The 15,271-nt window shown below is 30.7% G+C and carries 16 protein-coding genes and 1 pseudogene; 9 read left to right on the top strand and 8 right to left on the bottom strand.

Annotated features, from left to right (window positions below; genetic code table 11):
• Window positions 1-29 precede the first annotated feature (29 nt).
• Both aat and ACFQ5N_RS00080 read right to left on the bottom strand, forming a co-directional pair.
• On the bottom strand, window positions 30-668 hold the full coding sequence (aat, locus tag ACFQ5N_RS00085) for a leucyl/phenylalanyl-tRNA--protein transferase (protein WP_386806711.1): 639 nt from the start codon (window positions 666-668) through the stop codon (window positions 30-32).
• An 87-nt stretch (window positions 669-755) separates the two neighbouring features.
• Window positions 756-1,127, bottom strand: a complete 372-nt coding sequence (locus ACFQ5N_RS00080) for a DUF3127 domain-containing protein (protein WP_386806710.1) — start codon at window positions 1,125-1,127, stop codon at window positions 756-758.
• Window positions 1,128-1,357: 230 nt separating this feature from the next.
• Here ACFQ5N_RS00080 and ACFQ5N_RS00075 point away from each other — a divergent pair, with 230 nt between their 5' ends.
• On the top strand, window positions 1,358-2,506 hold the full coding sequence (locus tag ACFQ5N_RS00075) for a sensor histidine kinase (protein WP_386806709.1): 1,149 nt from the start codon (window positions 1,358-1,360) through the stop codon (window positions 2,504-2,506).
• 2 nt (window positions 2,507-2,508) lie between these two features.
• Here ACFQ5N_RS00075 and ACFQ5N_RS00070 read toward each other — a convergent pair whose 3' ends face one another.
• A complete protein-coding gene (locus tag ACFQ5N_RS00070; protein ID WP_386806707.1) occupies window positions 2,509-2,898 on the bottom strand; it encodes an HIT family protein in 390 nt (129 codons plus the stop codon).
• Window positions 2,899-2,977: 79 nt separating this feature from the next.
• Window positions 2,978-3,454, bottom strand: coding sequence for a transcription elongation factor GreA (gene greA, locus ACFQ5N_RS00065; protein WP_386806705.1), 477 nt, complete (start codon window positions 3,452-3,454; stop codon window positions 2,978-2,980).
• Window positions 3,455-3,574: 120 nt separating this feature from the next.
• On the opposite strand from greA, the gene ACFQ5N_RS00060 reads away from it, so the two are divergent.
• From ACFQ5N_RS00060 to purE, 3 genes are read left to right on the top strand one after another with little or no spacing between them, the layout of a single operon-like run.
• Complete coding sequence (locus ACFQ5N_RS00060; RefSeq protein ID WP_386806703.1) at window positions 3,575-4,000, top strand: hypothetical protein; 426 nt, start codon at window positions 3,575-3,577, stop codon at window positions 3,998-4,000.
• A 50-nt stretch (window positions 4,001-4,050) separates the two neighbouring features.
• Entirely contained in the window at window positions 4,051-5,196 is a 1,146-nt protein-coding gene (locus ACFQ5N_RS00055) for a 5-(carboxyamino)imidazole ribonucleotide synthase (RefSeq protein ID WP_386806702.1), read from the top strand.
• 7 nt (window positions 5,197-5,203) lie between these two features.
• On the top strand, window positions 5,204-5,695 hold the full coding sequence (purE, locus tag ACFQ5N_RS00050) for a 5-(carboxyamino)imidazole ribonucleotide mutase (RefSeq protein WP_386806700.1): 492 nt from the start codon (window positions 5,204-5,206) through the stop codon (window positions 5,693-5,695).
• On the opposite strand, the gene ACFQ5N_RS00045 is transcribed toward purE, so the two are convergent.
• Window positions 5,690-5,824 (bottom strand): hypothetical protein, encoded by a 135-nt coding sequence (locus ACFQ5N_RS00045; protein WP_386806698.1) that lies wholly within the window; start codon window positions 5,822-5,824, stop codon window positions 5,690-5,692. The genes purE and ACFQ5N_RS00045 overlap by 6 nt on opposite strands.
• Before the next feature lie 162 nt (window positions 5,825-5,986).
• Between ACFQ5N_RS00045 and ACFQ5N_RS00040 the strand changes: the two are divergent.
• From ACFQ5N_RS00040 to ACFQ5N_RS00020, 5 genes and pseudogenes are all read left to right on the top strand, one after another.
• Window positions 5,987-8,016 (top strand): annotated as a pseudogene (locus ACFQ5N_RS00040) (M3 family metallopeptidase).
• 335 nt (window positions 8,017-8,351) lie between these two features.
• Window positions 8,352-8,861 carry a CAP domain-containing protein gene (locus ACFQ5N_RS00035; protein ID WP_386806696.1) on the top strand — a complete coding sequence of 170 codons (510 nt, stop codon included), beginning with the start codon at window positions 8,352-8,354 and terminating at the stop codon, window positions 8,859-8,861.
• A gap of 36 nt (window positions 8,862-8,897) precedes the next feature.
• Window positions 8,898-9,050, top strand: a complete 153-nt coding sequence (locus ACFQ5N_RS00030) for a hypothetical protein (protein ID WP_386806694.1) — start codon at window positions 8,898-8,900, stop codon at window positions 9,048-9,050.
• A gap of 590 nt (window positions 9,051-9,640) precedes the next feature.
• Complete coding sequence (locus ACFQ5N_RS00025) at window positions 9,641-10,147, top strand: CAP domain-containing protein (protein WP_386806693.1); 507 nt, start codon at window positions 9,641-9,643, stop codon at window positions 10,145-10,147.
• 39 nt (window positions 10,148-10,186) lie between these two features.
• Entirely contained in the window at window positions 10,187-10,342 is a 156-nt protein-coding gene (locus ACFQ5N_RS00020; protein WP_386806691.1) for a hypothetical protein, read from the top strand.
• 345 nt (window positions 10,343-10,687) lie between these two features.
• Here the strand turns inward: ACFQ5N_RS00020 and ACFQ5N_RS00015 are convergent, their stop codons facing one another.
• The 3 genes from ACFQ5N_RS00015 to ACFQ5N_RS00005 are packed head-to-tail and all read right to left on the bottom strand — an operon-like array spanning window position 10,688 to window position 14,942.
• Window positions 10,688-12,610, bottom strand: a complete 1,923-nt coding sequence (locus ACFQ5N_RS00015; RefSeq protein WP_386806689.1) for an OmpA family protein — start codon at window positions 12,608-12,610, stop codon at window positions 10,688-10,690.
• 19 nt (window positions 12,611-12,629) lie between these two features.
• On the bottom strand, window positions 12,630-13,553 hold the full coding sequence (locus tag ACFQ5N_RS00010) for a PorP/SprF family type IX secretion system membrane protein (protein ID WP_386806687.1): 924 nt from the start codon (window positions 13,551-13,553) through the stop codon (window positions 12,630-12,632).
• A 15-nt stretch (window positions 13,554-13,568) separates the two neighbouring features.
• The gene (locus tag ACFQ5N_RS00005; protein ID WP_386806685.1) at window positions 13,569-14,942 is read right to left on the bottom strand and encodes a gliding motility-associated C-terminal domain-containing protein; all 1,374 of its coding nucleotides are present in this window, start codon (window positions 14,940-14,942) and stop codon (window positions 13,569-13,571) included.
• Between the last annotated feature and the right edge of the window lie 329 nt (window positions 14,943-15,271).

Genomic DNA, 15,271 nt, shown 5'->3' with positions numbered 1-15,271 from the left:
TAGAAGTTCAAATATACTGAACTTATTATTCACTTATTTTTTAAGTACTTCAAAAACTCTTCTCTTGGAATTTCATTAGCACCTAAGCTAGCCAAATGATTGTTGTACACTTGGCAATCAATTAACGGATAATTTTCTTTTTCTAATTTTTGAACTAAATAAATAAACGCCAATTTTGAAGCATTACTTACGGTGCTAAACATACTTTCACCACAAAAAATAGTTCCTAAATCTATTCCATATAAACCACCAACTAGCTCTTTATTTTTCCAAACTTCTACAGATTTTGCAATTCCTTTTGTATGCAATGCAATATAAGCTTGTTCCATTTCATTAGTTATCCAAGTGCCACCTTGATCGGGTCTAAACACATTTTTACAATTTGAAATTACAGCGTCAAAGTTTTGATTGTACGTAATTTCAAATTCCCCTTTTTTAATAATTTGTTTCATACTCTTTGAAATTTTCAAATCTTTAGGAAACAAAACCATTCTAGGATTTGGACTATACCAAATTACAGGTTCACCTTGGTTAAACCACGGAAATATACCACTTTCATAAGCCAATTGTAATCTTTCAACAGATAAATCTCCACCAACAGCCAACAAACCATCTTCATTGGCATAGCTTACAGGAGGAAAATATAATTCTTTAGAAAGTATATACATTGGGCAGAAATTTGTACAAATATAATTAAACAAAAAAAGAGAAAAACAATTGTTTTTCTCTTTTTAAAATATGGCTAAATAACTTATTTAAAATGGTAAGTCATCTGGTTCGCTGTCGCTAACATCTGCAGTTTTCTCAAAAGTATCAACTGGTGGTGTTGCTGGTGCTCCAGCTCCTTCAGCAGCTGCTGCTTCAATTCTCCATCCTTGAATAGAGTTAAAATAAACAGCTTCTCCTTGAGGGTTAATCCACTCTCTACCTCTTAAATTAATTGAAATTTTTACATCTTGTCCAACTTGATAGCTATTTAATAAATCACATTTGTCTTGCACAAATTCAATCATCAACATTTGAGGATATTGCTCATTAGTTGTAACTACCATTTCTCTTTTTCTAAAACCACTTGCACCGTACGTTTTAGTTTCGTCAATTTTTTTAATTTTCCCTGTAACTTCCATGTTTCACTTTATTTCATTAAAAAACACTTTTACCGTGTCTATTATTTCTACTTTTCTCTAAAAATACTTTCGCAAATGTAATTTTTTTAACGCATCATTCCCAAAATATTCAACAGGATATTTTGCAAACTTATCAACATCAAAAGCTGTTAAAACCGGTAAATAGTTCTTATTAAAAATAATATAGGTTTAATTTATTAGTTATAGCACATATATTTTATATTTGAATAATGGCTTCACACAAGAATACACAAATAATTCGTTGGATTGTAATAACAACTTCTTTTGTTATAGTAGCCCTTATTTTATGGAATACATATGATTTTTTCATAAAATTTAAAACCGAAGAACGAGCTAAAATGGAAGTTTTGGCAAAGGCCTACGAGCGTTTAAGCAGCGCCGATTTGAATGCTGACATTTCTTTAGAAGATAAAATTATAGGGAACAATCACAACATTCCTATGATTATTACTAACAACCAAGACAGCATTTCAGATTGGTCTAATTTAGATTCACTTAAAACCAAAAAACAAGGATATTTGAAAAGCCAATTGGCTATTATGAAAAGCCAAAACCAACCTATTCTTATTAGCTATAAAAAGGCAAATATAAATCAGTTAATTTATTACCGTGATTCTGATTTACTTACCAAACTAAAATACTACCCTATTGCATTGGTTTTAATTTTAATTCTTTTTGCCAGTGTTATTTACTTATTCTTTAAATCTAATAAAATAGCAGACCAGAATAAATTATGGACAGGAATGGCAAAGGAAACAGCACACCAAATTGGAACTCCTTTATCTTCGTTATTAGGTTGGATTGAAATTTTACGATTAGAAGACACTGATGAGAGTACTGTTCAAGAAATTGAAAAAGACGTAGCAAGATTAAATATTATTGCCGAACGTTTTTCAAAAATTGGCTCAGTGCCCGTTTTAAAGTCAGAAAATATTGTTGAAGCTACACAATCATCATTCAATTATTTAAAATCTAGAAGTTCTAAACAAGTTCTTTTCAACTTCAACAGCGAAAGAACACTTATAAAATGTAATATTAATTTACAATTATTTAGCTGGGTTATAGAAAATTTAGTAAAAAATGCGATAGATGCAATGGAAGGAAAAGGTAAAATTCAATTAACCATTTCAGAAACTTCTAACCAAGTAAAAATAACTATTTCAGACACAGGAAAAGGAATCTCAAAAAACTTACATCAAAAAATATTTTCACCAGGTTACACTACAAAAAAACGTGGTTGGGGTTTAGGTTTGTCTTTAGCCAAACGTATTATTGAAGATTACCACAATGGAAAAATTTATGTTTACAAATCTGAAATAGGAAAAGGAACCACGTTTGCAATTCTACTTAAAAAATAATACTATAAATTACTTGAAATTGCTTTTGCAACAGCTTCAAATTCTGCTGGTTGTAATGTCACTTTTTTCATAAATTGAATATCTTCCATTTTATTTAACGGAATTAAATGCACGTGAACGTGTGGCACTTCTAATCCAATAACAGACATTCCTATACGGTCACAAGAAATAGCTTTTTTCATTGCCAATGCAATTTCACGTGAAAAACTCATTAACTTATTGTATAGTTCTTCATCCAAATCAAACAATCTATTTACTTCTTTTTTTGGCACCACCAATGTGTGTCCCTTAGCGTTTGGGTTGATATCTAAAAAAGCAAAAAAATCATCATTTTCTGCAACTTTATACGATGGAATTTCACCATTGATTATTTTAGTAAATATTGTACTCATTTTCTATTTTTATTCAAAAATAAGAAACCCTTTTCAATTAAAAAACTGAAAAGGGTTTGCAAATGTTTTAATCAATTATTTAGGCTCTTGAAATGTCTAAAATTTCAAAATTTATAATACCGCTTGGCACCTGAATTTCAGCCACATCTCCTACTTTTTTACCAAGTAAACCTTTACCTATTGGTGAATTTACAGCTAGCTTACCTTCTTTAATATTGGTTTCAGAGTCTGCAACCAATGTGTAAGTAAACTCCATATTATTTGCCAAATTTTTCAATTTAACTATTGAATGGATTAATATTTTAGATGTATCTAACAAAGATTCATCAATAATTCTTGCATTTGAAACTACTTGTTTCAATTTTGCAATTTTTAATTCTAATAATGATTGCTCTTCTTTAGCCGCGTGATATTCAGCATTTTCACTTAAATCACCTTTATCTCTAGCCTCCGCAATATCATTACTCACTCTTGGACGTTCAACCTGCTCTAAATGGTTCAACTCATCCTTCAATTTTTTCATTCCTTCCTCAGAATAATAAGATACCTCACTCATAATTTTCGTTTTAATAAAGACAAAAAATCTCAAAACTGTTTTGCAGTATGAGATTCATTACAAATGTACAAAATATTTGTAAATTGCGCTCGTTTACTATATAAACTTGATAATTTACTTATGCGAAAGCTTTTACTTTTCTGTTTAATTTTATCATTATTTTCTTGTGAAAAAAATGACACAATTGATTTATTACCTGAAGGTTCTGTTAATTTTACTATTAATTTAGATTTACCTCAATATATTGAACTACAAACTCCTTCTGGTTGGGTATACACTTCTGGTGCAAATGATGGTATTCAAGGTGTATTTATTCAAAACACCGGTATTGGTTCTCCGCCCTACAAAGCCTTTGAAAGAGCTTGCCCAAATAATGATTGTGATGAACCTATGACTTTTGACGGAAGCTTAAAATTTAAATGTTCATGTGATGAAAGTGAATACAGCGTGCTTGATGGCTCTCCACAAACTGCAGGAAATTCTCAATTTGCAAGAGAATACAATGTTACGCTTATAAATCAATCTACTTTAAACATTAGCAATTAATACGTAGCTAATTAAAAACAGATTACTATTTTTGTGCAAAAGCAATAAAAGTGAAAAATTATTTCTCATCAAATTTTAGATTAGGCGTTTTAGGTGGCGGGCAGTTAGGAAAAATGCTGCTAACCGAAACGCAAAAATTCGACATTTATACAGTTATTTTAGATGGTGCCGCTGATGCTCCTTGCGCACAAATATGCAATGAGTTTCACCAAGGTAGTTTAATGGACTTTGACACCGTTTACAATTTTGGTAAAAAAGTAGACCTTTTAACCATTGAAATTGAACATGTTAATATTGAATCCTTACTTAAGTTAGAGGCTGAAGGTCTTGAAATTTACCCGCAACCAAGCGTTTTAAAAACCATTCAACACAAAGGAAGACAAAAAGATTTCTTTGTTGAAAATAACATCCCTACATCTCCACACAAAAGATTTGCAACACTTGAAGAGTTAAAAAACAACACTTTACAGTTTCCTTTTGTTTGGAAATCGGCTCAATTTGGGTACGATGGTACAGGTGTAAAAATAGTTAAAAATGAAAACGATTTAAATCAATTAGCAGATACAGATTGTATTGTTGAAAATTTAATTCCGTTTAAAAATGAATTAGCCGTAATTGTTGCTAGAAATAAAAGTGGAGAAATAAAAACATATCCTGTTGTTGAAATGGAATTTCATCCAGAAGCAAACCAAGTTGAATATGTTATTTGCCCTGCAAGAATTTCTGAAAGCGTTGCTTTAAAAGCTAGAGAAGTTGCTTTAAAAGTTGCAGAAGCTTTTGAACATATTGGGTTATTGGCTGTTGAATTATTTCAAACTGAAAACGATGAAATTATTGTTAATGAAGTTGCACCAAGAACGCACAACAGCGGTCATTATAGTATTGAAGCTTCTTACACAAGTCAATTTGAACAACATGTTCGCAGCATTTTAAACCTTCCTTTAGGTGACCCTGAAAGTAAAGTTGCAGGAATAATGGTGAATTTAGTAGGTGACGAAGGATTTTCAGGAAATGTAGTTTATGAAAATATGGAAAACATATTAAAAATGGACGGCGTTACACCGCATATTTACGGTAAAAAAGAAACACGTCCGTTTAGAAAAATGGGCCATGTAACTATTGTAAACAATAATTTAGCTGAAGCCAGAAAAACAGCTGAAATAGTAAAAAATACAATTAGAGTAATAAGTAAATAATTAAATTATGAGTAAAGTAGGAATTATAATGGGAAGCGATTCAGACCTTCCAATTATGCAACAAGCAATAGATATTTTAAAAAGTTTTGATATTGAAACAGAAGTTGATATTGTTTCAGCTCACCGAACTCCAGAAAAATTATTTGATTACGCTAACAACGCTCATAAAAGAGGAGTCTCAGTAATTATTGCTGGTGCAGGTGGCGCAGCTCATTTACCAGGAATGGTAGCTTCTATGAGTCCACTACCTATAATTGGTGTACCCGTAAAATCTAGAAACTCTATTGATGGTTGGGATTCTGTACTTTCTATTTTACAAATGCCAGGTGGTGTTCCTGTAGCAACAGTAGCTTTAGATGGCGCTCAAAATGCAGGAATTTTAGCCGCACAAATTATTGGCGCTTCTAATATTGAAGTATTAAATAAAGTTATTGCATTTAAAGAAACCTTAAAATCAAAAGTTTATAAAGCTGCTGAAAACGTAAAAAACAATTTATAATTTCAACGCAGAATCTACATCTTCTACAGTAATTCCTTGATTATTTTTATATGTAAAATAAGGAATTATTGTATTTATTTTAATAATTGTTTTAGTTGATTCTTGTATTTTTTCTAGAATAGTTTCCATATATTATTTACTATTTAAATTTAAAAACGATATTCAAACTCAATTATTATTTCTTAATAATAAGAAATTTAAAAATTAACATTTCGTATACTATATTTAGGACACCTTCACATTATTAAAGTCACATTTATAATATATTTGCTTTAAAAATCACCTTAAGTTATGAGTAATCCATTATTACAAATATTTGATACACCTTTTCAAACTGCTCCATTTTCATCAATTAAAAACGAACATTTTAAACCTGCATTTATAGAAGGTATAAAACAATCTAAACTTGAAATTGATGCTATAACAAATAATCCTGAAGCTCCTACATTTAAAAACACAATGGAAGCATTGGATTTTAGCGGACAAACACTTGATAGAATTTCAAGTATTTTCTTTAATTTAAACTCAGCCGAAACCAATGATGAAATTCAAAAAATAGCGCAAGAAGTTTCTCCAATGCTTTCAGAATTGGCAAATGATATTACACTAAACAAAGCTTTATTTGAACGTGTAAAAATTATTTTTGAACAAAAGAACGAGTTAAATTTAACTACAGAGCAAGACACTTTAATAACAAAGCAATATAAAAGTTTTGTGCGCAACGGAGCTAATTTAAACGAAGCTGACAAAATTGAATTACGTAAAATTGACACCCAGCTTTCTAAATTAAAATTAGTTTTTGGTGAAAATGTGTTGGCTGAAACCAATGCTTTTGAGTTACACCTAACAAATGAAGATAATTTAAAAGGACTTCCTGAAAGCGAAATTGAGGCTGCTAAAATGGTTGCCAAACAAAAAAATAAAGATGGATGGGTTTTTACGCTAGACTATCCAAGCTATATTCCTTTTTTAACTTACGCTAGTAACAGAGAACTTCGAAAAAAATGGCATTAGCCTTTGGTGCAAAAGCATTTCAAGGTAATAAAAATGACAATCAACAAATTGTTATAGACATCGTAAACTTAAGATACAAAAGAGCGCAATTATTAGGTTATAAAACACACGCTCATTTTATATTAGAAGAGCGTATGGCTGAAACTCCTGAAAATGTAATTTCGTTTTTAGAAGATTTACTTCCTAAAGCAAAACCAGCCGCTAATAATGAATTTCAACAACTTACAGAACTTGCGAAAAAAGATGGTATTGAAACACTTCAAAAATGGGACAGCGCATATTATTCAGAAAAATTAAAGAAGCAATTATTTAATTTAGATCAAGAACAATTAAAGCCTTATTTTAAATTAGACAATGTAATTGATGGTGTTTTCTTAATTTCAAATAAATTATTCGATTTGGTTTTTGAAGAAATTAATACCATAGACAAATATCACAAAGATGTAAAAACATATAAAGTTTCAGATACTTCAGGAAATTATATTGCCATTTTATATGCTGATTTTTTTCCAAGAGCAGGAAAACGAAATGGTGCTTGGATGACCACTTTTAAAAATCAATGGATAAAAGATGGAGAAAATTCACGCCCACACATTTCAATAGTTTGCAACTTTACTAAACCTACAAACACCAAACCGTCTTTATTAACGTTTAACGAAGTTACAACACTTTTTCACGAATTTGGACACGCATTACAAGGAATGCTTGCAAATACAACATATGCTAGCTTATCTGGCACAAATGTTTTTTGGGATTTTGTTGAATTACCAAGTCAACTTTTAGAAAACTGGTGTTATGAGAAAGAAGCCTTAAGTTTATTTGCCAAACATTACCAAACCAATGAAATTATACCAATGGATTTTATTGAAAAAATAAAAGAATCTTCAAACTTTTTAGAAGGAATGCAAACGCTAAGACAACTAAGTTTTGGATTGCTAGATATGGATTGGCACGGTAAAAACCCATCAAACATAACAAACGTAAAAGAATACGAAACAACATCATTTAAACAAACGCAGTTATTCCCTGATGTTAATGAAAATTGTATGAGTACATCTTTTTCTCATATTTTTCAAGGAGGATACTCTTCTGGGTATTATTCATACAAATGGGCTGAAGTTTTAGATGCCGATGCCTTTGAAGCTTTTATAGAAAATGGTATTTTTAATAAAGAAACAGCTCTCAAATTAAAATCAAATATTCTTGAAAAAGGTGGTACCGATAAACCAATGAAATTATATGAAAAGTTTAGAGGTAAAAAACCTACAAATAATGCCTTATTAAAAAGAGCCGGACTCTTAAAATAAACCAAATAAGCACTTAAAAAGAGCGAATTCCTACACGAATTCGCTTTTTTTACGCTTATTTTTATTAATAAAATACACGTTTTACCAAACAAAACGCACAGTAATTAACAGTAAAACACACTTAAACAACTAACAAACAGCATACTTTATAGTCTATATGGTATGTTTATCTTAATAAATAGTAAATTTTTTAGAATATTTTTTTGATGAAAGAGAAATAATCCTTAAATTTGAATAACAAAATAATCCTAGAAAACAAAAAAACAAATCGACCTATAGAAATAAATCACCCCAAATACTAAAATAAACAGTCAACTCCTAAAGTCCCCACGATTATGAGAACACTAGCCCCAAAATTTATAACTACTCTTTTATTAAGTCTTGTTTTATTATCTTGCTCAAATGACGATGATGGAATATATTTTGAAGATACGGCAGAAGTAGAAATAGTTGTAGAAAACATTACATACTCATCATTAGAATTAGAAATTTTAGACCTTGTTAATGCGCACCGTCAAAGTATAGGGTTAAAATCGTTACAACCACTAGACATTGTATCTGGCGTAGCTGAAGGCCACACCAATTACATGATTGAAAATGGTGAAATAAGCCACGATAATTTTGCTAAAAGATCAGAACAATTAATGTCAAACGCTAATGCAAAAGCAGTTGGAGAAAATGTTGCTTACGGTTTTGGTTCTGCGGAAGGTGTTGTAAATGGTTGGCTAAATAGTGAAAGCCATAGAAAAGTAATTGAAAATTCAAATTATACTCACTTTGGAATTTCTACAGAATGTAATACTCAAGGAAGAAACTTTTTCACACATATTTTTATTAATAAATAAACCTCTTGAAGCTAACATCTTTTAAAACAATTTATTATGAAAAATACAACACTCCAAAATAAAAAAAGTGCAACTCTAAAATCTAAAAATTGTACAACAAGAATTAACATTGTAACACTATATCCGGGTTTTTCATATAAAAATTCTAAAGGAGAGAAAATAGTTCCAGAAAAATTGGTTTCTCTATAAAACAATTATCAATAATTAACGGCTAAAATAAATATCTGTTTACACCTTAATAAACAAAGTTAGTCCCCACAACGAACACACGTTTTCATTTAGTCGTTAATTATTACTTTAATTCTCAAAACATAAAGATAATTTAATACAAGTTTTAACTACATTGTACAAAAACCTATGTCGTATAAAAAACTACAAAGTCAAAAACACCTTTCAATGCTTATGAGAATAATCTTGCTCCAAACCCCTCAAAAAAAAACAGCTTATACCATTCTCAATTTAAGCAATAAAATACACGTTTCACTTAACAAATAGTAATGATTTTCATTACAAAAGTGATGACTCTCCTTTCAAAAAGAATGAAATTCCATACAATTAACCTGTTTTAATAAATAAACTACACTATTTCAACACTTAAGCTTGCAAAAAAGATAAAAACCTTTAATTTTACCACAAATTAATACTCTTTTTGAGTTAATTAATAAAATTAAAACAACCCTAAACACCTAAATTAAACACGATAATAGCTTAACATTCACAAAGTTTGTTAAATAAAATATCACCAAAAAAAATCAACCCTAATACCCTATTACCCCAATATGAAATTACTTACCCCTAAATATTTTGTTGCTCTTATGTTAAGTTTTGTCCTGTTCTCTTGCTCAAAAGATAGTGATGGAATATATTTTGAAGGAACAGCAGAGATAGAAATTGTTGAAAACATCAGCTATTCAGCCCTTGAATTAGAAATTTTAAGCTTAGTAAATGCTCACAGAGAAAGTATTGGAATTGCACCTTTAAAAACGTTAGATATTGTTTCTGGTGTTGCTGAAAGCCATACAAACTATATGATTGAAACTGGTGAAGTAAGCCATGACAACTTCTCAACAAGGTCTGAAATCTTAATGAAAAATACACAAGCTAAAACTGTAGGTGAAAATGTAGCATACGGATATGGATCTGCAGAAGGTGTTGTAAATGGCTGGTTAGACAGCGAAGGACATAGAAGCGTTATTGAAAACGCTACATATACTCATTTTGGAATATCTACAGAATCAAATGAGCATGGAAGAAATTATTTTACTCAAATTTTTATTCATAAATAATTGTTCAAAAAATATAGTACGCATTTTAAATATTGTATTATGAATTCCAATAAAACCAAATTCAAAAAAGAAAATAAATCATTTCAAACTGAACATAATTCATCAAAAGTAGCTATAGAATCCTTATATCCTGGATTTTCATATAAGAACTCTAAAGGAGAAATTATAGCTCCAAAAAGCACAACTACTCTTTAAATTTATCACCATTTATTTTAATAAATTAAAAGTAGTTAAAACAATAACTTAAAAATTATCGCCCCCACAACGGTAGTTAAGTTAAAATATATTGATAGTAGGAATTACTCATCAATTCTTTCCCAATAAAAAATCACTTAGCATATTAAAAGTAAAAATTAATACTTTATAAATATCTATTCTTTACATTTCACGCTATTTAAATAAGAAAGTAACTCTAAGAAGTATTATTACAAAAACATAAAAAAGCAGCCAAAATAATAACTTGAAAAAATTGTCGTCCCCACAACGGTAGTATAGTCAAGAAATATTATAAAGACTGCTAGATTAAATATGGTTTTATTGTTATTTCATTTTAACAATAATAAATTCAGTTCTTCTGTTTAATTGATGCTCATCTCTGCTACATTTAACATTGTTTGAACATTTATTCACTAATTGACTCTCACCAAAACCTTCATATTTAGGTATTCTGACTGGATCAATTCCTTTAGAAATTATATAATCGTATGTTGATTTGGCTCTTCTATTTGATAAAGCCATATTATAATCATCATTTGCTCTACTATCAGTATGCGATTCTAAATTAATAACCATTTCAGGGTATTTATTCATTAACTGCACCACTTTATCTAATTCTAAGGCCGCATCTGGTCTAATATTTGACTTATCTAAATCAAAATAAATAGTCTCAAGATCTGCCAAAATAACAACATTCTCTATTGGTGCTAATGCAATATTTAAATCAACAATAATTTCCTTTTCCTTTTCTAAACCAAACGAGCTAAATTCTTGAGAAGCATCTTGATATTTCTCTTTTGAACCTTTTAACAAAAACTTCTCATCTCTTGGAATTAAATGTGAATAAGCACCATCAACTCCTGTAACAAAATAAGCTATTTCCTCTCCATTTTCACGTGTTAAAGCAATTTTAGCACCTTCAACAGGTTCATTATTAACAGCATCAAATATTTGTCCTTTTAAAGTTAAAGGTGGAATTCTTGTAAACGCATAAATATCATCTCCTCCTTTTCCTCCTTTTCTATTAGATGACACATAACCTTTAAACCCTTCAGAATCTAAAAAGTACCCGAAATCATCTTTTTTACTATTAATTGGCTCTCCTAAATTAATAACGTTTACTATTTCCTCATTTTCATTTTTAACGGTTGCAAAAACATCCATCAAACCTAAACCAACATGTCCATCTGATGAAAAATACAATACATTATCACTATGCATAAAAGGAAATCCTTCATTTCCTTCTGTATTTACAATACCCCCTAAGTTTACCGGAGTACCAAAAGTTCCGTCTGTATTAATTGTACTCTTATAAATATCAGTACCTCCAAAACCACCTGGCATATCTGAAGCAAAATACAGTGTTTTTCCATCGCTTGTTACTGAAGGATGGTAAACAATATAGTTTGGATTATTCAAATTTATTGGCTTTACATTCGTCCATTTCTCATCTACAAAATCTGCGGTGTAAATTCCAACATGCATTACGCCATCAGTATCACTTATTTTTTTTGAATCATTGTAATTATTTCTTGAAAAATACATTTTTGTTCCATCAGCATTAAATGTCGCTGGACCGTCATGATGAATTGTATTAACATCACCTTCCAAACTTTGTATATTATCTTCTGGCAGCTCTTCATCTACTCCTACTTTATACATATCTAACAACGGTTGATTGTCCCATCCGTAAACACGTTTTACTGCAGCAGCCAAATGTCTTGATGATGTAAAGTATAATTGATTTTTAAATTGTACGGCTCCAAAATCATTATACTTTGAATTAATATTTAAAGTTTTAATTGTATTTTTTTCATAATTATTAAAAATAGCACTTGCTAAATCATCATTTTTAAAAAAGTATTTCACCCTAGAATCTTCTTTATTTCCAGCTTCCTTATATTTTTTCATCCACTCTTTTGATGCTGAATAGTCTCCGTTAGCTCTTAAAGTTTGAGCGTAATACAAATAATACTCAGAAGGAACATTTTCTTGCTGAACAACTTGCTTGTAAATAGGTAAAGCTTGTTCAGGGTCACGTAACATTATGTAAGCATCTCCAAGCTTTCGCAAGGCATAGTCTTTGTTGAAATCCTTTTCTATCAAACGCTCATATGTTTCAATAGATTTCACAAAAGAAAAATTATCAAATTGTCTTTCAGCTTTCTTTTGCTTTTGAGTTTGACCAAACATAATAGATGTGCTTATCAAAACAAAAGCAACAATAGATAGTTTTATATGTTTCATAGTTTTCATCATTATTTGGTTAAAAGTATCTTGGTGATTTTAACTTATTTTTTGTAAACCTAAATTCGTACATTAATAAAATCTCTTGAGAACCAGATGTATAAGGTCTAATTTCTCCCGTTGGAAGCTCATAAGTATAACCAATTCTAAATTGTGGTGATACTTGAAAATCAACTAAGGCTCCAAAAGCACCTTGCTTTCCGTTTGCTCTATAAGAAGCACCTAACCAAAATTTCTCTACAAATAAGAAGTTGGCTGTAAAATCAGTTGAAATAGGAGCTCCATTTGTGTATTTAAACAATACAGAAGGCTTAAATTTCACATCTCTTGACACATCAAATACATACCCTGCAATTAAATAATAGTGCACTGTTTCTAATGCTGCATAATCTGTTTGATTATTAACATCGTGGTTAATTAATCTTGGCATTGAAATACCTGCATACCATCTATCTGAATGAACTAAAATACCTGCACCAAAATTAGGATTCCATCTATCCAATCTTTCATCAAAATAAGGGTCTTGACTCCCTTCAACACCGTTGTATAATTCATCTGCTAATTTATAATATGTTGCTCCGGCATCAATACCAAAGCTCATTTTTAAATCATTTCCAATTGGAATTGTATATGAAAAATCTCCATAAACATATGTGAAATTCTCATAACCAGCCTTATCATTTATTAAGGACAAACCTAATCCTACTCTATCATTTCTTAAAGGAGAATGAATTGATAGTGTTTGTGTTTGTGGCCCTCCATCAAAACCAACCCATTGATTTCTTCCCAAAGCAACAATACTTAACACTTCTCTACTTCCCGCATATGCAGGGTTAACAGCAATAGTGTTATACATATATTGAGTAAACTGTGGTAATTGTTGTGCTTCAGAATTATGATAACCTAAAATCAACATTACTAAGATTATAATTATACGCTTCATAGTTTAAATTTAATATTAGTTAGTTCCTAAATATATATGACCTGTTATTGGTTGGAAACCACTCCCTCTTACATTTACAATATAGTAATATGTTCCTGTTGGTAATTTATTTCCTGTTCCCACTGTTGGCCCTGAATTGTCATGATAACCACCCCAATTATTTTGATAGTTATTAGATTCATATACTTGTTTACCCCAACGGTTAAATATTTTTATTTCTGGAACAAAACCACACTCAAACACATCAGAGATTTCTAAGGTATCATTAATACCATCGTTGTTCGCTGTAACAATTTTTGAAATTGTTATATTTTGTGGAGATTCACAAGGTCTTACCACACAATCATCATTTACATTAATTAATACGGTATATGTTGTCACACAAGTATCATATCCTGATGTATATGTGAAATGGTATGAACCTATAGCTGCAAATGAAGGATCAAATTCTGAACCACTTAATGCTCCTGAATTATCATCATCTGACCAAGTTCCATCATCATCTGCAGGCACTCCTGAGATTAAACTATCTAAATCAATAATACCATCTTCAACACAAACATTAGTTTCTTCTTCTCCACTATAATTTAAAGGTTCAACATTAATTGTTTGAGTATACATACTCGTATTATTACACTCATCAGTAATTGTCCAAAGTCTAATTATTTGGTAATAACCAGTAAGTTCTACACCAGTAATTGATTCCTCAAAATTAATTTGTACCTCTGAACTACAATTATCAGTTGCAGTAATAACTCCTGGTTCAGGAATTTCAGAACATGATACAGTAATAGTACTTTCTGGAGCATCTACAATTACGGGAGCTGTTGTATCAACAACTGTAATAATTTGCGTGTATGACATTATATTTTCGGAACAGTCTTTTGTTGACCAAACCCTCTTTATTCTATAATTATTAGCACAACCATCTTCTTCCCCAATAATTTCTTCTACATAATCAACTTCTAAATAATTACCGCAAGCATCAATAGCCCTTAATTCAGCAGCATCTGGGATTTCATTACACTCAACTGTTAAGTCAACTGGTAAATCTCCAGAAAACACAGGATCTATATCATTATCAATAGTTACCTTTTGGGTATAGCTTGTTGTATTACCACAATAATCAGTTGCAGTCCAAGTATTAATAACTTCTCCGCTACAAGTAGGTAATTCACTCTGCTCAAATACCACAGTTACATCAATATCACAAGAATCAGTTGCCATTATATTTTGACTTCCTGGAACCTCTGACACGCAACTTACGCTAATATCAATTGGCATTGCACTTAATTCAGGTGCAATAGTATCTACTACTGTAATTATTTGATCTTCAGAAACACTATTTCCGAAAGCATCTGTTGCTGTCCAAGTTCTTGTAATAGTCATTGTACTTCCACAACCTGACACTGAATTATCTACCTCCGTAACCACAGTATCACCACAAGTATCAATACCTATTGCAATTCCAGTTGCGGCCGAACTATAATCTTCTCCGCACTCTACAGTAACATCAACTGGTACTGTTAANCTGGTGTTGTCGTATCAACCGTATCACCGCCAATAGTCACTGTTAAGCCTGTCTCACAATCTGAAACCGTTGCGCCTAATTCTGTGTAAGTATCACATGACTCTAAAGTCATTGTTGCTGCTCCGGTTAAAGTAATCACAGGTGCTGTCGTATCTGCAACAGTGATGGTTCTAGTAACTTCTGTTGC

The sequence above is a fragment of the Lutibacter holmesii genome (assembly GCF_042679665.1).
Classification (GTDB): domain Bacteria; phylum Bacteroidota; class Bacteroidia; order Flavobacteriales; family Flavobacteriaceae; genus Lutibacter; species Lutibacter holmesii.
The sequence above is the reverse complement of the archived record's forward strand: the minus strand, read 5'-3'. Positions and strand labels throughout refer to the sequence as shown.